The following is a 26,646-nucleotide window of genomic DNA, read 5'->3' on the forward strand; positions in this document are numbered from 1 at the left end:
CTCCCTCAACCCCGCAAGATCAACCCGCTCAACGCCCACGGTCCTCGCAACTCCCACAGATCGCGGGTGTTGCGAGGACCGTTAGAACCCAAGGGAACACCTGTTCCGGGCGGGCCCTCGATGCGTCCGGGCTACTGCTCCGTCTTGCGGAGACGGAACGTCAGGGACAGGCCCTCGTCCTCGAACGGCCGACCGTACTCCGGGTCCGCCTCGCCCTGTGCGTAGTCCAGGGCCAGGACCTCGTCCGCGATCAGGGCCGCGTGCTCGGTCAGGGCCTCCACGGTGGCGGGGGAGGCCGACGTCCAGCGGACGGCGATGCGGTCCGCGACGTCCAGACCGCTGTTCTTGCGGGCCTCCTGGATGAGGCGGATCGCGTCACGGGCCAGGCCCGCGCGGCGCAGCTCCGGGGTGATCTCCAGGTCCAGGGCGACCGTCGCGCCCGAGTCGGACGCCACCGACCAGCCCTCGCGCGGGGTCTCGGTGATGATCACCTCGTCGGGGGCGAGGCTCACCGTCTCGCCGTCCACCTCGACCGATGCCGTGCCCTCGCGCAGGGCCAGCGACAGGGCCGCCGCGTCGGCGTTCGCGACCGCCTTGGCCACCGCCTGGACGCCCTTGCCGAACCGCTTGCCGAGCGCGCGGAAGTTGGCCTTCGCGGTCGTGTCGACCAACGAGCCTCCGACTTCGGAGAGCGAGGCCAGCGAGGAGACGTTCAGCTCCTCCGTGATCTGCGCGTGCAGTTCGGGGGAGAGGGACTCGAAGCCCGAGGCCGCGACCAGGGCCCGGGACAGCGGCTGGCGGGTCTTGACGCCCGACTCGGCACGGGTGGCCCGGCCCAGCTCGACCAGGCGGCGCACCAGCGCCATCCGAGTGGAGAGGGTCGGGTCGATGGCCGCGAAGTCCGCCTTGGGCCAGGCGGAGAGATGGACCGACTCGGGGGCGTCCGGGGTGACCGGAACGACCAGGTCCTGCCAGACCCGCTCGGTGATGAACGGGGTGAGCGGGGCCATCAGCCGGGTCACCGTCTCGACGACCTCGTGCAGCGTGCGCAGCGCCGCCTTGTCGCCCTGCCAGAAGCGGCGGCGCGAGCGGCGTACGTACCAGTTGGACAGGTCGTCGACGAACGCGGACAGGAGCTTACCGGCGCGCTGGGTGTCGTAACCGTCCAGAGCCTGCGTGACCTGGTCCACCAGTGCGTTCAGCTCGCTCAGCAGCCAGCGGTCCAGGACCGTGCGGTCCGCCGGGGCCGGGTCGGCGGCGGAGGGCGCCCAGTCCGACGTACGGGCGTACAGGGCCTGGAAGGCGACCGTGTTCCAGTACGTCAGGAGGGTCTTGCGGACGACTTCCTGGATCGTGTTGTGGCCGACGCGGCGCGCCGCCCACGGGGAGCCGCCCGCCGCCATGAACCAGCGCACCGCGTCCGCGCCGTGCTGGTCCATGAGGGGGATCGGCTGAAGGATGTTCCCGAGGTGCTTGGACATCTTGCGGCCGTCCTCGGCGAGGATGTGGCCCAGACAGACCACGTTCTCGTAGGACGACTTGTCGAAGACCAGCGTGCCGACCGCCATCAGCGTGTAGAACCAGCCGCGGGTCTGGTCGATGGCCTCCGAGATGAACTGCGCCGGGTAGCGGCTCTCGAAGATCTCCTTGTTCTTGTACGGGTAGCCCCACTGCGCGAAGGGCATCGAGCCCGAGTCGTACCAGGCGTCGATGACCTCGGGGACGCGGTACGCCTCCAGCTGGCAGTTCTCGTGCGAGCAGGTGAACGTGATCTCGTCGATGAACGGGCGGTGCGGGTCGAGGCCGGAGAGGTCGGTGCCGGCCAGCTCGCTCAGCTCGGTGCGTGAACCGACGCAGGTGAGGTGACCGTCCTCGCAGCGCCAGATCGGCAGCGGGGTGCCCCAGTAGCGGTTGCGGGACAGCGCCCAGTCGACGTTGTTGTTCAGCCAGTCGCCGAAGCGGCCGTGCTTGACCGAGTCCGGGAACCAGTTGGTCTTCTCGTTCTCTTCGAGCAGCCGGTCCTTGAGGGCGGTCGTACGGATGTACCAGGACGGCTGCGCGTAGTAGAGCAGCGCGGTGTGGCAGCGCCAGCAGTGCGGGTAGCTGTGCTCGTACGGGACGTGCCGGAAGAGCTTGCCGCGGGCGTCCAGGTCCTCGGTGAGCGCCTCGTCGGCCTTCTTGAAGAAGATGCCGCCGACCAGCGGCAGGTCCTCTTCGAAGGTGCCGTCGGGGCGGACCGGGTTCACGACCGGGAGGCCGTACGCCTTGCAGACGACGAGGTCGTCGGCGCCGAACGCGGGGGACTGGTGGACCAGACCCGTGCCGTCCTCGGTCGTCACGTACTCGGCGTTGACGATGTAGTGGGCCTCGGCGGGGAAGTCGACCAGGGTGAAGGGGCGCTCGTACGTCCAGCGCTCCATCTCGCGGCCGGTGAAGGTCTGGCCGGTGGTCTCCCAGCCCTCGCCCAGCGCCTTCTCGACGAGCGGCTGCGCGACGACGAGCTTCTCCTCGCCGTCGGTCGCGACGACATAGGTGACATCGGGGTGCGCGGCGACGGCGGTGTTGGAGACCAGGGTCCAGGGAGTGGTCGTCCAGACGAGGAGGGAGGCGTCGCCGGCCAGGGGGCCGGAGGTGAGGGGGAAGCGTACGAAGACCGAAGGGTCGACGACCGTCTCGTACCCCTGGGCCAGCTCGTGGTCGGAGAGGCCCGTGCCGCAGCGGGGGCACCAGGGGGCGACGCGGTGGTCCTGGACCAGCAGGCCCTTGTTGAAGATCTCCTTCAGCGACCACCACACCGACTCGACGTACTCGGGGTCCATCGTGCGGTATGCGTCGTCGAGGTCGACCCAGTAGCCCATCCGGGTCGTGAGCTCGGTGAACGCGTCGGTGTGGCGGGTCACGGACTCGCGGCACCTGGCGTTGAACTCGGCGATGCCGTACGCCTCGATGTCCTTCTTGCCGTTGAAGCCCAGCTCCTTCTCGACCGCGAGCTCGACCGGCAGTCCGTGGCAGTCCCAGCCGGCCTTGCGGCCGACGTGGTAGCCCTGCATGGTGCGGAAGCGGGGGAAGACGTCCTTGAAGACGCGGGCCTCGATGTGATGGGCGCCGGGCATGCCGTTGGCGGTCGGCGGGCCCTCGTAGAAGACCCACTCGGGGCGGCCCTCGGACTGTTCGAGGCTCTTGGCGAAGATCTTGCTCTCGCGCCAGAAATCGAGCACGGCGTGCTCCAGCGCGGGCAGGTCGACCTGGGCGGGCACCTGGTGGTACTGCGGCGATGTCATGGGCGGACTTCCTCCGGCGGACGTTTTCCACTTCCGTCGGAGGGACGAGGGCCTCATCGGCTCCCGCGGTACCACCCTCCTTGGCCCCGGGCGTGTGCCCGTGGCCCCCTCATTGGGGTCGCGATGCCGGTTCTACTTGCCTCGCGGCGTTCTTCCGACGGCTCCGGGTGATCTTCACGACGCGCTCGCCCCCGGGCTCCCACCGTCCCCGGGTCGCTCCTGGCTGCGTACGACGCTACTCGTCCCATCCACGCCTCTCGCTGAGGCCAGTGTACGGGCCCGTCCGGGCGACGGCCGACCGGTTAACCCGTGGGTCGGGGCGTGACCCGAATGGGCAGACACGGGCTCATGGAGTCCCGGCGGGGGCCCGGGAGGCGGATTACCCGGCGGGGAGCTGGGCACAACGGATTCAGACGCGTCGGTATCCGGACACGGGGAGGGGCGATTCGGCGGCGTGCCCCGTTGCCGCAGGGCTGGGGTCGTTTTATCGTCCCAGCACGATTCGCGTGCAAGATCACAATATGTGAAGGGGCCGCGGCCATGGTGGCGAAGAAGACCGCCGCGAAGAAGCCGGCGTCAGCGAGATCCACGGGTGCGACGGCCGGGAGGACGAGCGGAGAGGCTGCCGAGAAGACCGCGACGAAGAAGGCCGCGGACAAGAAGACCGCCGCGAAGAAGACCGCGGCCCGGAAGAGGACGGCGCCCGCCCGGCACGCGGATGCCCAGCACGCGGCCTCGGCCGAGAAGGCGCCTGCGAAGAAGAGCGGGGCCAAGAAGGCTTCGAAGAAGGCCGCTGCGGCGGCCACGGTGGCGGCCGAGGCCGCCGAGCAGACGGGAGCCCACACGGTGGTAGCGAAGAAGAGCGCGGCCCGGACCCGCGCGCCCGGCAAGGGCTCCGCGCCCGTGCCCCCGGCCCGTGGAATCGCCACGGCAGACCCCGGCGAGCTGGCGGTCCGGCCGGGTGAGGACCCCTGGACGCCGGAAGAGGTCGAAGCGGCGCGGTCCGTGCTGAGCAGCGAGATCGATCGCCTGCGCAGTGAGCTGGAGGCGGCGAGCGCGGCGCTCGCCGGGCTGATGCGCGACTCCGGCGACGGGGCGGGTGACGACGAGGCGGACACCGGCACCAAGAACATCACCCGCGAGCACGAGATGTCGCTCGCCGCCAACGCCCAGGAGATGCTGGACCAGACCGAGCGGGCGCTGGCCCGGCTCGACGCCGGGACGTACGGGCTGTGCGAGGTCTGCGGCAATCCGATCGGCAAGGCACGGATGCAGGCGTTCCCCCGCGCCACGCTCTGCGTCGAGGACAAACAGAAACAGGAGCGACGCGGTTGATCCGTGGCGGTGTGTCGTACCCTCGTGCTCAGTCAGGAACCTAGGGTTGAGGGACTCACGTGGCAGAGGCGGAGCGCATCATCGGTACGCCGGACATCCCCGATGCTGAGGGGACTGAAGGGGATGAGGCCGGGGGCCGGGTCGAGGAGGCTGCCCCGAGCAGGGGCAAGCGGAAGATCGCGGTGCTCTTCGTCATGGCCGCCTTCGCCTTCCTGCTCGACCTGATCAGCAAGATGGTCGTGGTCGCCAAGCTGGAGCATCACCCTCCGGTCGAGGTCCTCGGCAACTGGCTGAGGTTCGAGGTGATCCGCAACTCGGGCGCCGCGTTCAGTTTCGGCGAGGCGTTCACGGTCATCTTCACCGTCATCGCTGCCACCGTGATCGTCGTGATCGCGCGGATCGCCCGCAAGCTCTACAGCCTGCCGTGGGCCATAGCGCTCGGTCTGCTGCTCGGCGGAGCGCTCGGCAACCTCACCGACCGCCTCTTCCGCGCTCCCGGCGTCTTCGAGGGCGCGGTGGTGGACTTCATCTCCGTCGAACACTTCGCCGTCTTCAACCTCGCGGACTCCGCGATCGTCTGCGGCGGCATCCTGATCGTGCTCCTCTCCTTCCGGGGCCTGGACCCCGACGGGACCGTGCACAAGGACTAGCGGGCGCAAGGCATACTCGATCAGGTGAGTACGTATCCCGAGGTCCGCACCCTGCCCGTACCCGACGGTCTGGAGGGCGAGCGCATCGACGCCGCCATTTCCCGGATGTTCGGTTTCTCCCGCACCAAGGCCGCCGAGCTGGCCGCTGCCGGGAAGGTGCAGGTGGACGGTTCGGTGGTCGGGAAGTCCGAGCGGGTGCGGGGCGGTGCCTGGCTGGAAGTGGAGATGCCGCAGGCACCCGCTCCGGTGCAGATCGTCGCCGAGCCCGTCGAGGGCATGGAGATCGTGCACGACGACGACGACATCGTCGTGATCGTGAAGCCGGTCGGGGTCGCCGCCCACCCGAGCCCCGGCTGGACCGGTACGACCGTCATCGGTGGTCTCGCCGCGGCCGGGTACCGGATCTCCACGTCCGGAGCGGCCGAGCGCCAGGGCATCGTCCACCGTCTCGACGTGGGCACCTCCGGCCTGATGGTCGTGGCCAAGTCCGAGCGCGCCTACACCCTGCTGAAGGCGCAGTTCCGCGACCGGGTCGTCGAGAAGAAGTACCACGCGCTGGTGCAGGGTCACCCGGACCCGATGAGCGGCACCATCGACGCCCCCATCGGGCGCCACCCCAGCCTCGACTACAAGTGGGCCGTCACCGCCGACGGCAAGCCCTCCGTGACGCACTACGACCTCATCGAGGCCTACCGCGCCGCCAGCCTTCTGGACATCAAGCTGGAGACGGGCCGCACCCATCAGATCCGGGTGCACATGTCCGCCCATCGCCACCCCTGCGTCGGCGACCTGACCTACGGCGCCGACCCGACGATGGCCAAGCGCCTCGGCCTGACGAGGCAGTGGCTGCACGCCGTCCGGCTGGGCTTCGAGCACCCCGCGGACGGCAGCTGGGTGGAGTTCTCCAGCAACTACCCCGACGACCTCCAGCATGCCCTGGACAAGATCACCGCGGAGAGCGAGTGAGCGGCACGCCTGCCCCGTACATCACCCGTACGGTCATCGACGAGCGGGACCGCGCCGCCTGTTTCCAGGTCCGCAAGGACGTCTTCGTCGGCGAGCAGAACGTGCCCGAGGAGATCGAGTACGACGCCTACGACGCGGACGCGGTGCATGTGATCGCCGTCGCGGCGGACGGTTCGGCGCTCGGTACCGGGCGGCTGCTGCACGGCCCGGCCGCGGTGGCCAGGACCGGCACGGACCTCGCCGTCGGCTCGCTCGGCCGGCTGGCGGTGATCAAGCGGGCGCGCGGCCTCGGCGTCGGCGTGGCGCTGGTGAGGGCCATCGAGGACGCGGCCCGTGAGCTGGGTCTGGCCGCCGTCGACCTGCATGCCCAGACCCATGCGCTCGGCTTCTACGAGCGGCTCGGGTACGCGGCGTACGGTCCCGAATTCCCGGACGCGGGGATCCCGCACCGGGCGATGCGACGCTCTCTGCAGGACTGAGGGCCGTCCCGATCACGCCGGGCTCGATCCGAACGAAAGACCCCGGCGCCGGGCGACCGCTGTTGACGGGCCGCTCCGTACGCCACCTGTACGACGAGAGGGTGTGCCGCTGGGCAACCGACAGCTCTAGGGGGTCGGCATCCCGAACAGGAGGACGGTCACCAGTATGAGCATCGGAATGGCCAGGGCCACGGCCAGCCCGGCAAGGCAGCCCCAGACAGTCAGTCGAGCACTGGTTCTCGTGCAGTCGTCGCTCTTCGCCACGCCCATATCCAACAGTGAGAAACGCCGACTCTCTACCTTCAGAGGCACCTAGCCCTAGGACTTCCATGTGAAAGTGCAGGTCACAGCCACTCATTGAGGGCTGCGATCAGCACGGTCGCTTCGTAGCGAACGGCGAGCTTGCCGTACCTGGTGGCCACGGCCCGGTGGCGCTTGAGGATTGATGCCGCACTCAACCGCGTGCCGCTGCTTGTGGTCGTCGTGGTCGAACTTCGGCGGACGGCCGCCGCGGGACCCGCGCTTCTGCCGGTTGCGGACGCGGTCTGCGGGTACCGGGATGGTTGCCTTGATCCCGCGTCTACGCAGGAAGGACCGGTTGCGGCGGGAGTCGTACGCGGCCCGCACCCGGTCCGGCCATTTGCGGGGCCGTCCACGTCCGGGCCGGGACACCCTGGTTGCTTCCGAGACCGGCTCGAACTGCGGGGAATCACCTCGCTGCCCTGCCGTAATCACGACGGTCAGGGGCTTCTGGCCCTGCTCGACCGCAAGGTGGATCTTGCCGGCCAGGCCGCCTCGGGAGCGTCCGAGTCCATGGTCGGTCGGCTCGGCAAAGATCCCACCGGGCGGCTCCTTCTGGAGGTCCCCCTTTTCGCCGCCCCGGCTGCATGCCGGTGAGCCCGGCAGACGGTGGAGTCGACGTTCACGTCCCAGGTGATCAGCCCTTTCGCGTCCGCCTCGGTCTGAAGCTGGATGAGAATCCTCGCCCAGGTCCCGTCCCGCTGCCAGCGCCGGAGTGATCGTAGACCCGGTCCCATGGCCCATACCGCTCGGGCACGTCTCGTCAGGGGCGCCCGTACGGGGTATGCCGTCTATCGGCTGCCGCCGGGGCCACACCTGCGGTCGACCCGGCTTGGTGCCCTTCGGCAGCAGCGGCTCCAGCCGGGCCCACTGGCCATTCGTCAGATCACCACGTCCCACGGCACGTGATCACCAACGAACAAGATCCACTTTCGCAACAGGACCTAGTCGGAAACCTCAGACCACACAGTCACCTGTGCCGTGTCACCGGTGTCGGAGTCATCGCTCGTCGACGTGACCGTCAGCACGGCGATCCGCCCGGCATCAGTCCGGACGCAGACCACCGTCCCCTTCTTCACCTCTACTCTTGTCCCCCCCTGGGTGGAGAGCAGGTCGGAACAGTCCTGCCTGTTGGGCATTGTCGAGCCTGTCCAGAGTGCCAATCGGGGCTCGTTCACCACGCTGTAAGCGTCTATATGTGACGGGTCAAACGGGGCGATGACAACGTCCGGGTCAGGGTCGACGATGGTGAATTTCGGAGGGACGACGTCGAGATCCGGCCCTGCGTTGGCGATACGCACAGGCCCTGTGTACTGGATCGCTTTCGAGTCGGAGCTCGAACTTACGCTCGGTGAAGGGGTGTCCGACGAACCAGACTCAGTGGGCTGATCGGTCGGCGAAGTAGCAGTCGCTGGTGGCACGGTTCTGCCTGGCGTCCTGGAGGCCTGCACCGATGGCTTGTCGTCCTTGTCGGCGCTGGTCAGGACAACAGGGGCGACAGCGGTGATCAAGCCGAAGATGCCACCGCCAAGAGTCGTGATCACAGCTCCGACGAGGGCGACCTTGCCGCCTTCGCTCAGCCCCACGAACCAATCCCGGGCGCGGCGCAGGACTGACCGTCGAGACGGTGGGGGTGGTGGCTGTGGGCCGGAGCCCGGGTCGGGCGTCGGGCTCGGATTGTTGTTGTGAGAAGGCGACGCCGAAGACACCCCAACTCCCTGACTAAGACTGTTGATTGAGATCCAAGAGAGTAAAGCATTCGAGCGTCCGTCCTCACCAAGATGGCGGTTACACGGGCGGTCCTCCGGAACCTCGACGCGAGGTGCCGTCGCCTCCGCCACGACCGTCCGGTTCCGTCGTTTGCGGCTGGCGACACGGTTCTTACCAGCACCCCGACACGGCGGTGCCCCGGCGGGCGTCAGGGGCGCTCCGGCAGGCCCCAGCACGTCCACGTCCCGTTCGACGGCACGTCGCGCGGTCCCGTCCCTGACGGGCGCGCGCCGTGCGGAGTCACCACCGCCGTGCCTCCGCGCGGCAGGCTCAGGGCGATCCGTCCCGGTCCGGTCTCCCGCCAGCGCAGCGGTCGCCCGTGTGCGTCGCGTACGTCGATCCGGCCCGGGATCGAGTGGTCCAGGGTCAGCGGGGCGGCCGCTTCGCTGTGCACCCGTACCCAGCGCGTGGCACCTCCGGAGCGGTCCGCGTCCACGAGGAACGCGCCCTGGGTGCGCAGTGAGGCGATCGACGCGTCCGCCCAGCGGTCCGAGACGGAGGGGAAGACCTTCACGACTCCCTCGTGGCCCTGCACCACCATGTCGAGCATCGACTGGGCTGCGGACAGCGGACTCTCCAGGGCGAGGTTCTTGCCCTCCCTGTACATGGTGTTGACCGTCATCTGACAGTCCGCGACCACCTTCAGATCGGTGAAGAAGGTCAGGAAGTCGAGAGCCTTCTCCGCCTCGTCCATCACCGAGTACATGGACGAGGCGGTGGCGTAGCTGTAACCGTGCCACAGTTGCTGCATGGAGACCCAGTGGTCCATGGAGCGCCGCATCACATCGCGGTCCCCGGCCCGGTCCCAGTTCCGCTCGCGCAGCGGGTGGAGCCAGAGCAGATGCGAGTGGTGGCGGTGCGAGTCGGCGAGCGGGACGTCCTTGCCGATCATGACGCCGGCCACCGGGTCCTCGGCGTACGGGGTGAGCCTGCGGTCGATGTCCTGCCAGCGCTTCAGCCGGGGGTCGTCGTTGCGCAGCAGCTTCGCGGAGGCGATGAGGGTGCGCACGCCCCAGCGGACGAGCGAGAGGTCGTAGGTGCAGTCCGCGGCGTTGGCGTACTCGGGGGAGCGGGTCTCCAGCAGATGCAGCCTGCCGTCGGGGCCCTCGTGCAGGAAGTGCGCGTAGAAGTTGATGGCCTTCGCCAGGATCGGGTACACCACGTCGCGCAGGACGGACAGGTCCATCGAGTGCCGGTAGGACTGCCAGACGTTGTGCAGGGCCCAGGTGAGGTTGCCGAAGTTGTCGGAGACGTGGTCCGAGCCCGGGGCGCCGACGTCGTACGTGTCCCCCGCGCGCAGCTGCCAGTCGGAGGGATGGCCCAGCGCATAGCTCTCGCCGTCGCGGTAGTCGACGGGGACGGAGGCCGGGAGGTTGTGCTCGAAGCGGCGGAAGGCGCCCGTCACCGAGTCGAGTTCGGGGTGGTTGGAGCCGTGGACGGGTGCCATGCCGATCTGGACGTTGAGGTTCCACCAGACCGCGGTCCAGTTGTTGCCGACCTCGGGGAACCACGGGCCCCATTCGGAGATCGTCGGGCCCTCGGCCCTGGTCGACGCGGCGAGCTTGTAGAGCTGGATGAGGTAGAAGCTCTGCAGCCGCTTGTCCGGCACGGACAGGAAGCTGCGCCGGTAGTACGCGTGCCACCAGCCGCGGTGTCGCTCCACCAGTCGGTCGAGGTCGGTGGCGAGGGTGCGGTCCACGGCCCGGAGCGCGGCGGTCGTCGCCTGCGACACCCGGCCGGGAAAGCGGTACACGAGGTGTGCGGCGAGCAGTCGGCCGGCGCCCTCGCGGCGTTCGCGCCAGGCGGTGGTCCAGCCGCCGCCCGCGAGCAGCGGCTGCTCGACGAAGCCGTCGCCGACGCGCGGGTCCGGGTTGGGCGTGTAGTCCTCCGGCTTGCCGCTGTTGCGGGTGGTGGCGGCCTGCAGCCACTGGAAGGACCAGGCGGCGGACTCCTCGCCGGGGGAGGGCCGGGTGGAGATCAGCAGGGCGCCGGTGTCGTTCTGGACGAGGGCGGAGAAGGCCAGCGAGCCGCGGCTGGTGGTGACCGTGCCGCGCAGCTCGGCGTCGTACGGATCCAGGGTCCAGTCGACGCCGGTGATCTCCCCGGCGAGGGTCAGGGTGAAGTACCCGATGGGGAGGCGGGAGAAGCCTATGCCGCCGCGCCACCGGCCGCGCTGGTCCTGCACCTGGCTGTGACCGAGCATCAGCTTCAGCGTGTCGGCGGTCTTTCCCGCGTACAGCTGGGCGCCGAGGTAGCCGTTGGCGAGGAACGGGGCCTGCTGCCAGCCGGTGGGGAGGGTGCGCCAGGTCATGGCGGCGTCGCGGACGGTCCGTTCGTGGACGTCCGCCCCCGGGCGGCCCGCCGGGGCGGGAGCGGATGCGGCCCATGCGGTAGGTGAGCCGGCGAGCCAGAGCGCGGATGTTCCGGCAGCGGCGGCGCCGACGAAATGCCTTCGGGAGAACGCGGTCACGTGGTTTCTCCTGCCAGTCATGTATGTGGTGAGGGTTCTTGTCCCTGAATCACGCACGCCGCATACTGCCCGCCCTGAAGGGGGAGCGGAAGAGGGGTGACCGTATAAACATCGGAGGAATGGTTGATCGATGGGGGCCGTGAAGGGGTGTTGTCCGGATTGCGGGCCTTGCGTGGCAGGCTTGAAGTCCATGTCGGCCGATCACGGTCGCCGGCTCACCGCGCTCCGGAAGGCACCCCGTGGACCAAATGGCACTGCTCCTCATGCTGTTGCTCGGAGCTGTGGTCACGGTGCCACTGGGGGAGCGTCTGGGGCTGCCCGCGCCGGTGCTGATGACGCTCGCCGGAGTCGGCATGGCGTTCCTCAGCTTCGTACCCAATGTGGACATCCCGCCCGAGATCATTCTTCCCGCGCTGCTGCCGCCGCTGCTCTACGCCTCCGTGCAGCGCACGTCCTGGCGGCAGTTCGCCGCCAATAAACGACCGATCTTTCTGCTGGCCGTGGCGCTGGTCTTCATCACGACGGCCGCCGTCGCCGCGGTGGCCAACGCGATCGTCCCGGGGCTGCCCATCGCCGCCGCAGTGGCGCTCGGAGCGCTCGTCGCCCCGCCCGACCCCGTCGCGGCGACGGCCGTCGCGGGCTCGGTCGGGCTGCCGCGCAGGCTCGTCTCCATCCTGGAGGGCGAGGGGCTGTTCAACGACGTGACCGCGATCGTGCTCTACCACGTGGCGATCGCCGCCGCGGTGAGCGGCACGTTCTCGCTGCCGGAGGCCTTCGGGCTGCTGATACTCTCCGCGGTCGTCGCCGTGGTCGTGGGCCTCGCGCTCGGCTGGATCACCATCAAGCTCATGGGCCTGCTCGGCGACGCCACGCTCCAGGTCGGCCTCACCCTGCTGGTGCCGTTCGTGAGCTACGTGCTCGCGGAGGAGCTGATGGGATCGGGTGTCCTCGCCGTCCTCACCACCGCGCTCTTCCTCGCCGAGCACACCGCCGACGCCGACGACGTCCTCGGGCGGCTCACCGGCCGCAGCTTCTGGGAGATCGTCGACACCCTCGTCACCGGAGTCGCCTTCGGACTGATCGGCCTCGAACTGCACAACGTCTTCGGGACGGCCGACGGCCGCGAGCTCCGGATGCTCGGCTGGGGTCTGGCCGTCGTCGCGGTCGTCGTCGGCGTACGGCTGCTGTATCTGTTGCCGGCGACCTGGCTCGCCAAGCGGCTGCACACCCGGCGCGACGTCAGCGAGGAGATCCCCACCAGTTGGCGGGAGACCGTCGTCATGTGGTGGTCCGGGATGCGCGGCGTCGCCTCGGTCGCGCTGGCGCTCGCGATCCCGCTGCAGACGGACGACGGGAAGCCGTTCCCGGGACGCGACGAGATCGTCTTCATCGCCTTCGCCGTGATCATGGCCACGCTCGTCGTCCAGGGACTCAGCCTGCCGTGGCTGGTGCGCAAGCTCCGGGTCCGGGCGGACACGGACGCCGAGGAGGCGCTGGAGAAGGACCTCGCGATCCGCGCCGCGAAGGCCGCGAAGCAACGGCTCAAGGAGATCCAGGAGGTCGAGGATTTCCCGGAAGAAGTCGCGGAGCGGCTGCAGCGGCTGGCGTACGACGTGGGGGCGCGGATCAGTCCCGACATGGTCGACGAGGAGCGCCGCGAGGCCTACGCGAAGCGTGCCGAGCGCTTCAAGGCGGTCAACCGCATCCAGCGCGAAATGATGTCGGCCGCCCGGCACGCGGTGCTGTCGGCCCGCAACGAGGCGGGTACGGATCCGGAGGTCGTCGACCGGGTGCTGCGACAGCTGGACGTACGCAGCCTGCGGTGAGGCGGCGGGCCGGCCCGCACGCCGGCGCCTGCGGGAACCCGGATCGGATCAGCCGCGTCCCGTGCGGGGCGACTTGTCGCGGTCGGCCGGTTTCTCGTCCGTCGGGTGGGACGGGTGCGGCCACGCGTCCTCGGGCGGAAGGGTGGCGGGCGTCGTCGCGATCCGTGGCAGCGCGTACGGATGGTGGTCGCGCAGCCAGCCGATGAGCTGCTCCCGGACGGCGCAGCGCACCGTCCAGATGTCGTCCGCGTCCTTCGCCGTGACCACCGCGCGGACCTGGATCGTCGACGGTGTGGTGTCCGTGACAGCCAGGGACCAGTTGCGTCCGTCCCAGGCGGCGCACTCGCCCAGGATGTCCCGCAGTTGCTCGCGCATCGCGGCGACCGGGGCCGAGTGGTCGAGGTGGAAGAAGACCGAGCCGGTCATCTGGGCACCGCCGCGCGACCAGTTCTCGAACGGTTTGCTGGTGAAGTACGAAACCGGCATCGTGATCCGCCGCTCGTCCCAGGTCCGTACCGCGAGAAAGGTCAGCGTGATCTCCTCGATCGTGCCCCACTCGCCGTCCACCACCACCGTGTCACCGATGCGCACCATGTCGCCGAAGGCGATCTGCAGCCCCGCGAAGAGGTTGCCGAGCGTCGACTGGGCCGCGATGCCCGCGACGATGCCGAGGACACCGGCCGAGGCCAGCATCGAGGTGCCGAACGTCCGCATCGCCGGGAACGTCAGCAGCATCGCGCCGACCGCGACGGTCGCCACGATCGCCGTGACCACCCGCTGGATCAGCGTCACCTGCGTGCGGACCCGCCGCACCCGCGCCGGGTCGCGGGTGCTCGCCGCGTACCGGGCGTAGACGGAATCGACCACGGCCACCGCGATCCGCACCACCAGCCAGGCCGAAGCGCCGATCAGCACCAGCGTCAGCACCTGGCCGGTCCCCGCCTGATGGTCGTCGACCGGTTCGAGCCGGGTGTGGGTGTACGTGCCCCTCAGCAGCGCCGTGCACAGGGTCAGCTGGAGCGGGATCCGGCAGCGCCGCAGCAGACCCCACAGCGGTGTCTCCCGGTGGCGGTCGTCGGACCGTCTGAGCAGCAGATCGACCAGCCAGCCGACCAGCAGCGTGATCACGACCGCGCCACCGATCACGATCAGCGGACGCAGCACGCTCTCCATCCCGTCGCTCCCCATGCTCTCGACCGTAGCTGGCACCATGGGCCTCATGAACATCATGCTTTTCCACTCGACGTACGGTCTGCGCCCCGCGGTGCACGCTGCCGCCGACCGGCTGCGCGCCGCCGGGCACGAAGTGCACGTGCCCGATCTCTTCGAGGGGCACACCTTCGAAACCGTCGAGGAGGGCCTGGCCTTCAAGGAAGAGGTGGGCAAGGACGAACTGCTCAGGAGGGCCGTGCTGGCCGCCGCGCCCTACTCCGACCGGGGCCTGGTGTACGCCGGGTTCTCCTTCGGCGCGTCCACCGCGCAGACCCTGGCGCTCGGCGACGAGAAGGCGCTTGGTCTGCTGCTGTTCCACGGCACCTCGGACATCGCCGAGAACGCCTCGGTGGACGAGCTGCCCGTACAGCTGCACGTCGCGGACCCCGACCCGTTCGAGACGCACGACTGGCTGAACTCCTGGTATCTGCAGATGCAGCGGACCGGTGCCGATGTCGAGATCTACCGCTACCCGGGGGCGGGGCATCTCTTCACGGACCCCGAACTGTCCGACTTCGACCGGGCGTCGGCCGAGCTGGCCTGGAAGGTCTCGCTCGGTTTCCTCGCCACGCTGTGACCGCGCGAAGGGCCCCGCACGCCGCGGGGCCCTTCGTACGAACGGTGGATCAGCCCCGGTAGGCGGTCCAGCTGTCGCTCATCCGCTGCACCTGGCCCGGTGTGAACTGGTACATGCACGAGTCGTACGTGTAGTCCATGAAGTTGTGGATCGGGTCGACACCGGCCTTGCTGGTGCAGGTGTCGCGTCCGGTCGGGCAGGCGTACGCCGCGCTCGCCTCGGCCGGGGTATCGGCGACGTAGTCGCCGTTGCCGTTACAACCGCCCTGGAAGGTGTGGTACAGCCCCATCCAGTGGCCGACCTCGTGGGTGGCGGTGTCGCCCTCGTTGTAGTTGGTGGCCGACCCGCCGGGCAGCGAGGCGTCCAGGATGACGACGCCGTCCATGCTCGGGCTGGACGTGTACGAGCTGGGGAAGGTGGCCCAGCCCAGCAGGCCGCCGCCGAGGTTGGCGGTGTAGATGTTGAGTGCGTTCTTGCCGCCCTTGCGCAGCGTCGACTTCATCGACTTCTCCGCGGCGGAGCCCGAGGAGAGGTTGTACCAGGAGGCGTTGTCCGTGTAGTCGGTGCCGGCCAGCGAGAACTGGAAGCCGGAGTTGGTGTTGCCGGTGCCCTGGCCGCTGTAGGCCGCGTTCAGCACGTTCATCTGGCCGCTGATGTCGCTCGCGGTGAGCTTGCCGGTGGTGCCGGAGTGGATGACGTGGAAGTAGACCGGGATGGTCGCTCCGGCGGCGAGCGTGGGGCCGCTCACCCGGCGGTCCGCGAGTCTCTCCTTCAGCTGCGTGTCGATGGCCTTGGCCTGGGCCGCGGTCAGCTCATTGGGGTCCGCGACGTGCTTGGTGCCCGAGGGGCGGGCCGCGCGTGCGGTGGCGTCGGCGCTCGTGCCGCTCGCGCACTTCTCTGCGGACGCGGCGGACGCGGAGGTCGACGTCTTCGCGGCGGCTGTGCCGACGGTGGCTGAGAGCGGTGCTATGGCCAGGGTTCCGGCCAGGACGGCGGTGCCGATCGCACGGTTACGCATACGCGGCGATATACGGGCAAGAGTGCGCACAGGGACTCCTCGTGGACGTGTGGGGGAGGGATTTCCTCACCCGCCGCCGGGAGATTACGTGCGCATGTCAGATCTTGAAGAGAATCGATCAAGCCCAATGAATCATGGGGCAAAATGGGAAAACTGGGAGAAATAATTCTGTGTGTTCCAGAGTTTGAGACGCCGACGTAACGTCCCGCGTCACCTCGGCGGGCGGTGTGTCCCCATTGGGGTCGGGAGTCACGCCACCCGCCGTAGTGATGTAATACGCCGTCAACATGGCGTGGAGTGGCCGAAAATGAACCCTCAGCGCACCGGCTGGTTCACCCGCTCGACCTTCTGGGTTCCGTTGAGCGTCCGGTAGGAACGTGTCCAGGCGGCGGTCGCGTCCCGCTTCGTCCTGTCGGAGACCATGTAGTAGTCCATCTGCGAGCGCTCGGCGGTGACGTCGAGGACGCCGTAGCCGTGCGAGTCCATGTCCACCCACTTCACATGGCGGTTGGCCGCCTTGACCGCCGCGCTCGCGACGACCGAGACGGTCCCCGGTGCGACATGCAGGATGTCGTCCAGATTGTCCGAGGTCACCGATGTCATCACGAACTCGGTGGCGGCCGAGGCCGAGAGCGGATATGTCGCCGCCTTCACCGGTACGTCATTGGCCCACGCCATGTGGATGTCGCCGGTCAGGAAGACCGTGTTGGTGATCGACCGGTCCCGCAGGTGCGTGATCAGTTCCTTGCGGTCGTCCGTGTAGCCGTCCCACTGGTCGACGTTGACGGCGAGCCCTTCCTCGGGCAGACCCAGCAACTCGGCCAGTGGCCCCAGCAGATGCGCGGGTACGGAACCGAACGCGACCGGCGAGATCATCACCGATGTGCCGACCAGCTTCCAGGTGGCGTCCGAGCCGGCCAGGCCCGACTTCAGCCAGTCCAGCTGGGCCCGGCCGGTGATCGTGCGATCCGGGTCGTCGACCGAGCCGTTGCCGATCGTCGACTGCTGGGAGCGGAAGCTGCGCAGGTCGAGGAGGTGGAGATCGGCCAGGTTGCCGAAGCGCAGCCGTCGGTAGACGGTGCCCTCGGTGGAGGCGCGGACCGGCATCCACTCGAAGTACGCCTGCTTGGCGCCCGCGACCCGGTCGGCCCAGGCGCCCTCCGTGCCCGGCGTGTGGTTCTCGGCCCCGCCCGACCAGGCGTCGTTGGCGAACTCGTGGTCGTCCCAGATCGCGATCACCGGGTGGGCGGCGTGCAGCGCCTGGAGGTCGGTGTCCGTCTTGTAGTTGCCGTGCCGGGTGCGGTAGTCGGCGAGAGTGAGGATCTCGTGCCTCGGCTCGTGCGGCCGTACGACGTACTTCGCGGCCGGGTAACTGCCCGAGGCGTACTCGTAGATGTAGTCGCCGAGGTGCAGCACCGCGTCGAGGTCGGCGCGGGCGGCGAGATGCCGGTACGGGGAGAAGAACCCGGCCTCCCAGTTGGCGCACGAGACCACCCCGAAGCGCACACCGGGCGTGGCCGCCCCGGCCGCGGGCGCGGTGCGGGTGCGGCCCGTCGGCGACCAGGTCCGCGTACCGTCGTCGCCCGCCCAGAAGCGGAACCAGTACGCGGTGGCCGGGACCAGCCCCCGTACATCGGCCTTGACGGTGTGGTCGGACGCGGCACTCGCGACGGTGGAACCCCGCGCGACGACCCGGGCGAACTCCTTGTCCTCGGCGACCTCCCAGCGCACCGCCGTATCGGCGCCACGGCCGGAGCCGGGCACGGCGTCGGGGGTCGGGGGTCGGGGTGATCCGGGTCCACAGGAGTATGCCGTCGGGCAGAGGGTCGCCGGAGGCGACACCGTGCAGGAAGGCGGGTCCGTCCGCGGCACGCGCGGTGGTGGCGGCACCCAGCACGGGGGCCATGACGGCGCCGGCGGCAGCGGCCTTGACGACCGTGCGGCGGCTGGGGGCGGAGAGCGGCGAAGAATCGTGTCGACTGGTCACGCAGCAGAACCCTACTGACCGGTATGGTGAACGGGCAGGCGAACGAAGGAAGTTCGCCTGCCCGCCGGAGAGCCGCAGCCGGAGGTTCGCCGCTCGGACGGGGCCCGTCCGGCCCTGTCCGTCGGGGGCCCTAGCCCTTCAGCGCCTTGTCGATCGCGGTGTTGAAGTCGGCCACCGTCATCGGTGCGTTCTCGCTCTTGCCGTCGGTGAGCGTCTTGCCGTCCATCTTCAGCGTCGGGGTGCCCCTCACACCGCTCTTGTCGAACGCCGCGGACATCTTCATCGCCCAGCTGTCGTACGTTCCGTCCTCGACGTCCTTCTGGAAGTCCTTGTTGCCCTTCAGCGCGTCCACCGTGTCGGCGATCTTGATCAGATAAGCGTCGTCCTTGAACTTGTCGTCGGTCTCCTCCGGGTGGTACTTCGCGGAGTAGAGCGCGTACTTGTAGTCGAGGAAGGCCTCCGGGCTGACGTTGAGCGCCGCGCCGAGCGCGCTCAGCGCGTTCTTCGAGCCCTCGCCGTTGGAGGCGTTGTCGATGAACGTGGCGCCGATGTACTTGACCTTGTACTTCCCGGCGTCGACGTCCTTGTGCACCGTCTCGCCGATGGTCTGCTCGAACGTGGCGCAGATCGGGCAGCGCGAGTCCTCGTACAGCTCCAGGGTCTTCTTGGCGGTCGACTTGCCGATGACGACGGTCGTGCCGTTCTCGCCCGAGGTGTTCTTGGGCGCCGTCACGTTCTTCGCGTCCTTGGCCGCCTCCCAGTGGGACGGCTTGTTCAGCTGCATGACACCCCAGGTGCCCGCGCCCACGATCGCCAGCACACCGACGACCGAGACGCCGACGATGATCTGCCTGCGGGCCTTGTCCTTCTTGGCCTGGCGCTCGCGCTCGGCGCGCAGACGCTCGCGGGCCGCCGCCTTGTTGGCCTGGCTGTTGCGCTTGCTCATGTTCGTTTCTCCATGGGTGTGGGTGGTACGTCGTCGGGGACGTGCGTGCTCAGGCGATGGCGCAGGCCGAGCGCGGCGGTCCCCTCCGTCCCACGGAGTGCACGAGCAGACGGGCGGGTGCGAGCGGGTGCGGGCCACGTCCGGCGGGGCGCGCCTCGCGTCGCGGGGAGCGGCGGGCCGTACCCACCACGGCGACCGCGATCAGCAGCGGCCGGAACGCCAGGACCGCCGCCGCGCGCAGCAGGCCGGCGAGCGCCGACTCGCCGCGCCGCAGCCAGGCCGCGGCGAGCAGCCCGACCGTCACATGGGCGGCGAGCAGCAGCCACGGCACCGCGGGACCTGGGGAGGCCAGCAGCGCGGCCGTCGTGTGTCCGGCGCCGGTCACCGAGGCGAGCGGGGTGCCGACGTCACCGACCCGGGTCGCACCGGCGCCGATGGCACCGCCGCCGCACAGCACATCGACGCCGACCGAGCGCAGCGGGCCCGCGATCGGGCCGCCCGCCGCGCCGTAACAGAGGTGCTGGCCGGTGGTGAAGACGGTGTCGGCGGCCAGCTCCAGCGGGATCAGCAGCCCGGCGATCGACCCGAAGCCGCGCTCCCGGCCGGCCAGCGCGTACGCCACGGCGAAGACCGCAACGGCCAGCAGCGCGACGACGTTCAGCGGCAGTGCGACCCGGGAGAGCAGCACATGGGACGCGGAGGAGAGCGTCACGACGAGCGCCGTGAAAAGCGCCGCGCGAACGACTCTGAGCTGCGTCCCGGATATGTCCATCGTCGAGGAGTGTCGCATGCGAACCTGTAGGCGTTCCCCGAAGGGGCGCGATCGGTTGCGCGCGAGGGTCCTACAGCCCCGGAATCCGGCCGTTGCGGAAGAGATCGACGAAGATCTGGTGGTCGGCGCGGGCCCTGGCGCCGTAGCCGTGGGCGAAGTCCACCAGCAGGTCGGCGAAGCCCTCCTCGTCCGCCGCGATCGCCGCGTCGATCGCCCGCTCCGTGGAGAACGGCACCAGCGAGTGGCCGCTCTCGTCGTCCGCCGCGGAGTGCATCGTCGCCGTCGCCCGGCCGAGGTCGGCGACGACCGCGGCGATCTCCTCCGGCTCGTCGATGTCGGACCAGTCCAGGTCGACCGCGTACGGGGACACCTCGGCGACCAGCTGTCCGGCCCCGTCCAGCTCGGTCCAGCCCAGCCACGGGTCGGCGTGCGCCTGCAGGGCGCGCTGCGAGATGACCGTGCGGTGACCCTCGTGCCGGAAGTAGTCGCGCACGGCCGCGTCGGTGATGTGCCGGGAGACGGCCGGGGTCTGCGCCTGCTTGAGATAGATCACCACATCGTTCTCCAGGGCGTCGCTGTTGCCCTCCAGGAGGATGTTGTAGGAGGGCAGCCCGGCCGAACCGATGCCGATGCCGCGACGGCCGACGACATCCTTCACCCGGTAGGAGTCGGGGCGGGTCAGGCTCGACTCCGGCAGCGTCTCCAGATAGCCGTCGAAGGCGGCCAGCACCTTGTAGCGCGCCGCCGCGTCCAGATCGATCGAGCCGCCGCCGGCCGCGAACCGGCGCTCGAAGTCCCGGATCTCCGTCATCGAGTCCAGCAGCGAGAACCGGGTCAGCGACCGGGCGTCGCGCAGCGCGTCCAGCAGCGGGCCCTCGGCCGTGTCCAGGGTGAAGGGGGGTACCTCGTCGTTCTTGGCGCCCGTCGCCAGTGCGTGGATCCGCTCGCGGTAGGCCGCCGCGTAGATCCGGACCAGCTCGCTGATCTGGTCGTCGCCCAGCGCCTTCGCGTACCCCATCAGCGCGACGGAGGCGGCGAACCGCTTGAGGTCCCAGGTGAACGGGCCGACGTACGCCTCGTCGAAGTCGTTCACATTGAAGATCAGCCGGCCGTTGGCGTCCATGTACGTGCCGAAGTTCTCCGCGTGGAGATCGCCGTGGATCCACACCCGGCCGGTCCGCTCGTCCAGATACGGGCCGCCGTGCCGCTCCCGCTCCAGGTCGTCGTAGAACAGGCACGCCGTGCCCCGGTAGAAGGCGAACGCCGAGCCCGCCATCTTGCGGAACTTGACCCGGAAGGCAGCCGGATCGGCGGCCAGCAGATCCCCGAACGCCGTGTCGAAGACCTCAAGAATCTGCTCCCCGCGCTGCGCCGCGCCGGTCTGCGCTTCCGACATCTGTAGGTGCCTCCTGCTGCCTGACGTGCATGAACAAAGGGGACGGGCTTCTCAGCCCCTCCAACGCGCGACCGCACCCGGGAGTGCCCCGTCGATCACCGGCTCGGAGACGTAGACTTCCACGCTGTCCCCCCAGTCAGTCCACGCCCCACCCGTCGCCCGACCACCACCCCTCGACGAGGCGCTTCGCGCCGCACTTGCCCATCGGAGGCCCGACGCCGTGACCAAGCCGCCCTTCACGCACCTTCACGTCCACACCCAGTACTCGCTGCTGGACGGTGCCGCGCGGCTCAAGGACATGTTCAACGCGTGCAATGAAATGGGCATGTCGCATATCGCGATGACGGACCACGGCAATCTGCACGGTGCGTACGACTTCTTCCATTCGGCGCAGAAGGCGGGGGTGACGCCGATCATCGGGATCGAGGCGTATGTCGCGCCGGAGTCGCGCAAGCACAAGAGGAAGATCCAGTGGGGGCAGCCGCACCAGAAGCGCGACGACGTCTCGGGTTCGGGCGGTTACACCCACAAGACGATCTGGGCGGCGAACTCGACGGGGCTGCACAACCTCTTCCGGCTGTCGTCGGACGCGTACGCGGAGGGCTGGCTGCAGAAGTGGCCGCGTATGGACAAGGAGACCATCGCCCAGTGGTCCGAGGGGCTGATCGCCTCGACCGGCTGTCCCTCGGGCGAGCTGCAGACACGGCTGCGGCTCGGTCAGTTCGACGAGGCGGTCCAGGCGGCCTCGGACTACAAGGACATCTTCGGAGAGGGCAAGTACTTCCTGGAGCTGATGGACCACGGCATCGAGATCGAGCGACGGGTCCGTGACGGGCTCCTCGAAATCGGCAAGAAGCTGAACATCCCGCCGCTGGTGACCAACGACTCGCACTACACCTACGCCCACGAGGCGGCCGCGCACGACGCGCTGCTCTGCATCCAGACCGGCAAGAACCTCTCCGACCCGGACCGCTTCCGCTTCGACGGCACCGGCTACTACCTCAAGACCACCGACGAGATGTACGCCGTCGACTCCTCCGACGCCTGGCAGGAGGGCTGCGCCAACACGCTGCTGGTCGCGCAGCAGATCGACACCGCCGGGATGTTCGAGAAGCGCGACCTGATGCCGAAGTTCGACATCCCGGACGGCTACACGGAGATCACCTGGTTCCAGGAGGAAGTCCGGGTCGGCATGAACCGGCGCTTCCCGGGCGGAGTCCCCGAGGACCGGCAGAAGCAGGCCGAGTACGAGATGGACGTCATCATCCAGATGGGGTTCCCGGGGTACTTCCTGGTGGTCGCGGACTTCATCATGTGGGCGAAGAACAACGGCATCGCGGTCGGCCCCGGCCGCGGCTCGGCGGCCGGTTCGATCGTCGCGTACGCGATGGGGATCACCGACCTCGATCCCATCGAGCACGGGCTGATCTTCGAGCGGTTCCTCAACCCCGAGCGCGTCTCCATGCCCGATGTCGACATCGACTTCGACGAGCGTCGGCGCGTCGAAGTGATCAGGTACGTGACGGAGAAGTACGGCGCCGACAAGGTCGCCATGATCGGCACGTACGGCAAGATCAAGGCCAAGAACGCCATCAAGGACTCCGCCCGCGTCCTCGGCTACCCGTACGCGATGGGGGACCGGCTCACCAAGGCCATGCCCGCCGACGTCCTCGGCAAGGGCATCGACCTCAACGGCATCACCGACCCCAAGCACCCGCGCTACAGCGAGGCGGGCGAGATCCGGGGGATGTACGAGAACGAGCCGGACGTGAAGAAGGTCATCGACACGGCGAAGGGTGTCGAGGGCCTGGTGAGGCAGATGGGTGTGCACGCCGCGGGCGTGATCATGTCCAGCGAGCCGATCGTCGACCATGCCCCGGTCTGGGTGCGGCACACCGACGGCGTCACCATCACGCAGTGGGACTACCCGCAGTGCGAGTCGCTCGGCCTGCTGAAGATGGACTTCCTCGGCCTGCGCAACCTCACCATCATGGACGACGCCGTCAAGATGGTGGAGTCCAACAAGGGCGTCAAGCTGGACCTGCTCAGCCTCCCGCTGGACGACCCGAAGACGTACGAACTGCTCTGCCGCGGCGACACGCTCGGCGTGTTCCAGTTCGACGGCGGCCCGATGCGTTCGCTGCTGCGCCAGATGCAGCCCGACAACTTCGAGGACATCTCCGCCGTCTCGGCCCTGTACCGGCCGGGCCCGATGGGCATGAACTCGCACACGAACTACGCCGAGCGCAAGAACGCCCGGCAGGAGATCACGCCGATCCACCCGGAGCTGGAGGAGCCGCTCAAGGAGACGCTCGGCCTGACCTACGGATTGATCGTCTACCAGGAGCAGGTGCAGAAGGCCGCCCAGATCATCGCGGGCTACTCGCTCGGCGAGGCCGACATCCTGCGCCGCGTGATGGGCAAGAAGAAGCCCGAGGAACTGGCGAAGAACTTCGTCCTCTTCCAGGAGGGCGCCAAGAAGAACGGCTACTCGGACGCGGCGATCCAGGCGCTCTGGGACGTCCTGGTGCCGTTCGCCGGATACGCGTTCAACAAGGCCCACTCCTCCGCGTACGGCCTGGTCACCTACTGGACCGCGTATCTGAAGGCGAACTACCCGGCCGAGTACATGGCGGCTCTGCTGACCTCGGTCAAGGACGACAAGGACAAGTCGGCGGTCTATCTCAACGAGTGCCGTCGCATGGGCATCAAGGTGCTGCCGCCCAATGTCAACGAGTCCCTGTCGAACTTCGCCGCACAGGGCGACGACGTGATCCTCTTCGGCCTCACGGCCGTCCGCAACGTGGGCCAGAACGTCGTCGACTCGATCATCAGGTGCCGCAAGGCGAAGGGGAAGTACAGCAGCTTCCCCGACTTCCTGGACAAGGTCGAGGCGGTCGTCTGCAACAAGCGCACCGTCGAATCACTGATCAAGGCCGGCGCCTTCGACGAGATGGGTCACACCCGCAAGGGGCTGGTCGCCCACCACGAGCCGATGATCGACAACGTGGTGCAGGTCAAGCGCAAGGAGGCCGAGGGGCAGTTCGACCTCTTCGGCGGGATGGGCGAGGAGGAGAGCGACGAGCCGGGCTTCGGGCTCGACGTGGAGTTCTCCGACATCGAGTGGGAGAAGTCCTACCTGCTGGCGCAGGAGCGCGAGATGCTCGGCCTGTACGTCTCCGACCATCCGCTCTTCGGCCTGGAGCACGTGCTGTCCGACAAGGCCGACTCCTCGATCTCCCAGCTGACCGGCGGGGAGCACGCCGACGGTGCGATCGTCACCGTGGGCGGCATCATCTCGGGTCTCCAGCGGAAGATGACCAAGCAGGGCAATGCCTGGGCCATCGCCACGGTCGAGGACCTGGCCGGTTCCATCGAGTGCATGTTCTTCCCCGCCACGTACCAACTGGTCTCCACCCAGCTCGTCGAGGACACCGTCGTCTTCGTCAAGGGACGCCTCGACAAGCGCGAGGACGTGCCCCGCCTCGTCGCCATGGAGATGCAGGTCCCCGACATCTCGTCGGCCGGCACCAACGCCCCCGTGGTCCTGACCATCCCCACGGTCAAGATCACCCCGCCCATGGTCAGCCGCCTCGGCGAGGTCCTCAGCAACCACCGGGGAGACACCGAGGTGCGGATCAAGCTCCAGGGCCCCCGCAAGACCACGGTGCTCCGGCTCGACCGGCACCGGGTGAAGCCCGATCCGGCGCTCTTCGGCGACCTGAAGGTGCTGCTCGGTCCGTCCTGCCTGGCCGGCTGAGCCGGTTCACCGCTGACATACGAGAGGGGCGCCTCGCGAAAGCGGGAGCGCCCCTCTCGGGCATCCGGCCGCTGTCCGGCCGGGGCCGGCGATGCCCCCGGTCAGTTGTGGCCGAAGCGCCGCTGGTGCTTACGGGCAACATCAGCAGGGCTGCCCTGGGCCTGCGACTGAGGCTGTATCTGCGACTCGTACGCGGTCGACTTGTTCTCTTCCGCACCGTGCTCCGGATTGGTCGCACGGTTCTGCCGGCTGCCCTGCTTGCGGTTCTTGTTCTTGGCCATGGTGTTCCTCCTGTGGGGACTCTCGGGGCCAGGACCGCGTTCAGATTCACATAAGGGTGTAAAGCATGCATGTTGGATCATTACCGTGCGTAGTGATCGGGTATCATGCGCCGTTTTCCGGATCCGCCACGCCGATGATCGAGTTCCGGCCGTCAACCTCTGCGTGGTCGGGCAGACTCGAAGGAAACCCTTGGCAAAGACCACACCCGAACTTCTGGAAGAGGGTGGAACGCGTGGACCGTTGCGTCGTCCTGGTGGACGCCGGCTACTTGCTGGGCGCGGCCGCGAGCCTGCTGGCCGGAGAGCCCGCCCGTTCCCGCATCACCGTCGACCACGCGGCCCTCATCCGGGGCCTGCGCGAGCTGGCCGAGGCCGACACGCAGCAGCCGCTGCTGCGGATCTACTGGTTCGACGGCGCCCCCGACCGGGTACCGCAGCCCGAGCATCGCAGGCTGCGTGTGATGCCCCGGGTGACCGTCCGGCTCGGCGCTCTCACCCGTAGCGACGGGCGCTGGGCGCAGAAGGGCGTCGACGCCGCGATGCACGCCGAACTCACCGAACTGGCCAGGAACCGGGCCTGCTCCGACGTGGTGCTGGTGACCGGGGACGGTGATCTGCTGCCCGGCCTGATGTCCGCCAAGGAACACGGCGTCGCCGTCCATCTGTGGGCCGTCCAGGCCGCCGACGGCGACTACAACCAGTCCGAGGACCTGGTCGCCGAGGCCGACGAACGCAGGGTGCTCGACCGGGCCTGGATCACCCAGGCCGTACAGGCCAAGGACATCGGCGGCGTCTGCGCCCCGCCGCCCGCGCCCCGCCCGGAGATCGCCGCGATCCTCTCCGCACCACTGCCCGAGGCGGCCCTCGCAGCCTCCGCCGAGCGGGCCTCGGAGGCCCGGGCGGCGGACGCCGCCGACAGCGCCGCCCCACCGCCCGAGGAGAGCCCCGCCGCCGACCGGCCGGGCCCCGGCGGAAGGGTTGTCCCCACCCCCAAGGACCTGGCAGGCACCCTGCGCGGCCCCGGCACCCAGCCGGCCCAGCAGTCCCCTCAGCCCTCGCCCGCCAACGCGACCCTGCGCTGGTCCTCCGACAAGGGCTGGACGGAGCGCGGCGGACCGCTGGGCGAACCCGCCGAGACCGCGTCCCTCCCGACGCTGGCTCAGGTCACCAGCGCCGAGCAGCGCTGGGCGGACCGCGAGGAGGACATCACCACCGTCGGCGGCGACCCCTTCGAGGTGGGTCAGGTCTTCGCCCGCCGCTGGATGGAGCGGCTGCCGGACAACACCCATCTGCAGAAGCTGTCGACCATGTATCCGCGCATCCCGCACCGCATCGACGGCGAACTGCTGCGGTACGCGGCACGGTTCGGCCTGCTCGCCCACAAGGACGACCAGATCGACGAGCACGACCGCTATGCGATCCGCGCGGGGTTCTGGCGGGAGATCGATGTACGGGCCGCGGCGGTACACGCTCCGTCGGCGGAGCGGACGAGTCCGTCCGGCGACTGACGGGGCGGCCGGCCCGCCGGTCGGGCATCCCCGTCCGGCGAAATGCGGCGTCGATGCCCGACCGGCACGGCCCCGAGCGCGATCCGGGGCATCCGACCCCGTACTCTCGTAC

Annotated in this window: 17 protein-coding genes and 2 pseudogenes; 8 read left to right on the forward strand and 11 right to left on the reverse strand. The window is 69.0% G+C overall.

From position 1 onward, the window contains the following. Positions 1-131 precede the first annotated feature (131 nt). Entirely contained in the window at positions 132-3,281 is a 3,150-nt protein-coding gene (gene ileS, locus ACIOHC_RS33800; RefSeq protein ID WP_401845298.1) for an isoleucine--tRNA ligase, read from the reverse strand. Positions 3,282-3,821: 540 nt separating this feature from the next. Between ileS and ACIOHC_RS33805 the strand changes: the two genes are divergently transcribed. From ACIOHC_RS33805 to ACIOHC_RS33820, 4 genes are read left to right on the forward strand one after another with little or no spacing between them, the layout of a single operon-like run. Further along, positions 3,822-4,616, forward strand: a complete 795-nt coding sequence (locus tag ACIOHC_RS33805; RefSeq protein ID WP_365690236.1) for a TraR/DksA C4-type zinc finger protein — start codon at positions 3,822-3,824, stop codon at positions 4,614-4,616. 59 nt (positions 4,617-4,675) lie between these two features. Beyond that, complete coding sequence (gene lspA / locus ACIOHC_RS33810; RefSeq protein WP_351085392.1) at positions 4,676-5,266, forward strand: signal peptidase II; 591 nt, start codon at positions 4,676-4,678, stop codon at positions 5,264-5,266. Positions 5,267-5,290: 24 nt separating this feature from the next. Continuing rightward, positions 5,291-6,232, forward strand: a complete 942-nt coding sequence (locus ACIOHC_RS33815) for an RluA family pseudouridine synthase (protein ID WP_351085394.1) — start codon at positions 5,291-5,293, stop codon at positions 6,230-6,232. Then, positions 6,229-6,711 (forward strand): GNAT family N-acetyltransferase, encoded by a 483-nt coding sequence (locus ACIOHC_RS33820; protein ID WP_365690235.1) that lies wholly within the window; start codon positions 6,229-6,231, stop codon positions 6,709-6,711. The genes ACIOHC_RS33815 and ACIOHC_RS33820 overlap by 4 nt, the downstream gene beginning before the upstream one ends. 344 nt (positions 6,712-7,055) lie before the next feature. Here ACIOHC_RS33820 and ACIOHC_RS33825 read toward each other — a convergent pair. From ACIOHC_RS33825 to ACIOHC_RS33835, 3 genes and pseudogenes are all read right to left on the reverse strand, one after another. Beyond that, a pseudogene (locus ACIOHC_RS33825) lies at positions 7,056-7,911 on the reverse strand (IS5 family transposase). Between the two features lie 44 nt (positions 7,912-7,955). Beyond that, positions 7,956-8,597: a hypothetical protein gene (locus ACIOHC_RS33830; RefSeq protein ID WP_365690233.1), complete on the reverse strand. Its 642-nt coding sequence runs from the start codon at positions 8,595-8,597 to the stop codon at positions 7,956-7,958. 332 nt (positions 8,598-8,929) lie between these two features. After that, entirely contained in the window at positions 8,930-11,251 is a 2,322-nt protein-coding gene (locus ACIOHC_RS33835) for a glycosyl hydrolase family 95 catalytic domain-containing protein (RefSeq protein ID WP_401845301.1), read from the reverse strand. 239 nt (positions 11,252-11,490) lie between these two features. Between ACIOHC_RS33835 and ACIOHC_RS33840 the strand changes: the two genes are divergently transcribed. Further along, on the forward strand, positions 11,491-13,077 hold the full coding sequence (locus ACIOHC_RS33840; RefSeq protein ID WP_351085402.1) for a Na+/H+ antiporter: 1,587 nt from the start codon (positions 11,491-11,493) through the stop codon (positions 13,075-13,077). A 48-nt stretch (positions 13,078-13,125) separates the two neighbouring features. Here the strand turns inward: ACIOHC_RS33840 and ACIOHC_RS33845 are convergent, their stop codons facing one another. Next, positions 13,126-14,250: a mechanosensitive ion channel domain-containing protein gene (locus ACIOHC_RS33845; protein ID WP_351085420.1), complete on the reverse strand. Its 1,125-nt coding sequence runs from the start codon at positions 14,248-14,250 to the stop codon at positions 13,126-13,128. A gap of 37 nt (positions 14,251-14,287) precedes the next feature. Between ACIOHC_RS33845 and ACIOHC_RS33850 the strand changes: the two genes are divergently transcribed. Further along, complete coding sequence (locus tag ACIOHC_RS33850) at positions 14,288-14,866, forward strand: dienelactone hydrolase family protein (protein WP_401845359.1); 579 nt, start codon at positions 14,288-14,290, stop codon at positions 14,864-14,866. Positions 14,867-14,915: 49 nt separating this feature from the next. Here the strand turns inward: ACIOHC_RS33850 and ACIOHC_RS33855 are convergent, their stop codons facing one another. The 5 genes and pseudogenes from ACIOHC_RS33855 to ACIOHC_RS33875 all read right to left on the reverse strand — a co-directional run bounded on the left by ACIOHC_RS33855 (position 14,916) and on the right by ACIOHC_RS33875 (position 20,985). Continuing rightward, on the reverse strand, positions 14,916-15,884 hold the full coding sequence (locus tag ACIOHC_RS33855; RefSeq protein WP_351085405.1) for a zinc metalloprotease: 969 nt from the start codon (positions 15,882-15,884) through the stop codon (positions 14,916-14,918). A gap of 315 nt (positions 15,885-16,199) precedes the next feature. Beyond that, positions 16,200-17,871 (reverse strand): annotated as a pseudogene (locus ACIOHC_RS33860) (alkaline phosphatase D family protein). A 130-nt stretch (positions 17,872-18,001) separates the two neighbouring features. Further along, positions 18,002-18,817, reverse strand: coding sequence for a DsbA family protein (locus ACIOHC_RS33865; protein ID WP_351085409.1), 816 nt, complete (start codon positions 18,815-18,817; stop codon positions 18,002-18,004). A gap of 49 nt (positions 18,818-18,866) precedes the next feature. Beyond that, positions 18,867-19,589 (reverse strand): hypothetical protein, encoded by a 723-nt coding sequence (locus ACIOHC_RS33870; RefSeq protein WP_365690229.1) that lies wholly within the window; start codon positions 19,587-19,589, stop codon positions 18,867-18,869. 70 nt (positions 19,590-19,659) lie between these two features. Continuing rightward, on the reverse strand, positions 19,660-20,985 hold the full coding sequence (locus tag ACIOHC_RS33875) for a DUF2252 domain-containing protein (protein WP_351085413.1): 1,326 nt from the start codon (positions 20,983-20,985) through the stop codon (positions 19,660-19,662). Between the two features lie 220 nt (positions 20,986-21,205). Between ACIOHC_RS33875 and dnaE the strand changes: the two genes are divergently transcribed. After that, complete coding sequence (gene dnaE / locus ACIOHC_RS33880; protein WP_351085414.1) at positions 21,206-24,745, forward strand: DNA polymerase III subunit alpha; 3,540 nt, start codon at positions 21,206-21,208, stop codon at positions 24,743-24,745. Between the two features lie 101 nt (positions 24,746-24,846). Here dnaE and ACIOHC_RS33885 read toward each other — a convergent pair whose 3' ends face one another. Continuing rightward, positions 24,847-25,026 (reverse strand): hypothetical protein, encoded by a 180-nt coding sequence (locus tag ACIOHC_RS33885; protein ID WP_351085416.1) that lies wholly within the window; start codon positions 25,024-25,026, stop codon positions 24,847-24,849. A gap of 224 nt (positions 25,027-25,250) precedes the next feature. Here ACIOHC_RS33885 and ACIOHC_RS33890 point away from each other — a divergent pair, with 224 nt between their 5' ends. Next, on the forward strand, positions 25,251-26,534 hold the full coding sequence (locus ACIOHC_RS33890) for an NYN domain-containing protein (protein ID WP_401845302.1): 1,284 nt from the start codon (positions 25,251-25,253) through the stop codon (positions 26,532-26,534). The last annotated feature ends 112 nt before the right edge of the window (positions 26,535-26,646 follow it).

Source organism: Streptomyces sp. NPDC088252 (assembly GCF_044740965.1).
Classification (GTDB): domain Bacteria; phylum Actinomycetota; class Actinomycetes; order Streptomycetales; family Streptomycetaceae; genus Streptomyces.

Bases quoted from the DNA above. Each gene is read 5' to 3' on its own strand.
- ileS (WP_401845298.1), bottom strand. From the start codon at position 3,281: ATGACATCGCCGCAGTACCACCAGGTGCCCGCCCAGGTCGACCTGCCC.
- ACIOHC_RS33805 (WP_365690236.1), top strand. From the start codon at position 3,822: ATGGTGGCGAAGAAGACCGCCGCGAAGAAGCCGGCGTCAGCGAGATCC.
- ACIOHC_RS33845 (WP_351085420.1), bottom strand. From the start codon at position 14,250: ATGGAGAGCGTGCTGCGTCCGCTGATCGTGATCGGTGGCGCGGTCGTG.
- ACIOHC_RS33850 (WP_401845359.1), top strand. From the start codon at position 14,288: ATGGGCCTCATGAACATCATGCTTTTCCACTCGACGTACGGTCTGCGC.
- ACIOHC_RS33855 (WP_351085405.1), bottom strand. From the start codon at position 15,884: ATGCGTAACCGTGCGATCGGCACCGCCGTCCTGGCCGGAACCCTGGCC.
- ACIOHC_RS33865 (WP_351085409.1), bottom strand. From the start codon at position 18,817: ATGAGCAAGCGCAACAGCCAGGCCAACAAGGCGGCGGCCCGCGAGCGT.
- ACIOHC_RS33870 (WP_365690229.1), bottom strand. From the start codon at position 19,589: ATGGACATATCCGGGACGCAGCTCAGAGTCGTTCGCGCGGCGCTTTTC.
- ACIOHC_RS33875 (WP_351085413.1), bottom strand. From the start codon at position 20,985: ATGTCGGAAGCGCAGACCGGCGCGGCGCAGCGCGGGGAGCAGATTCTT.
- ACIOHC_RS33885 (WP_351085416.1), bottom strand. From the start codon at position 25,026: ATGGCCAAGAACAAGAACCGCAAGCAGGGCAGCCGGCAGAACCGTGCG.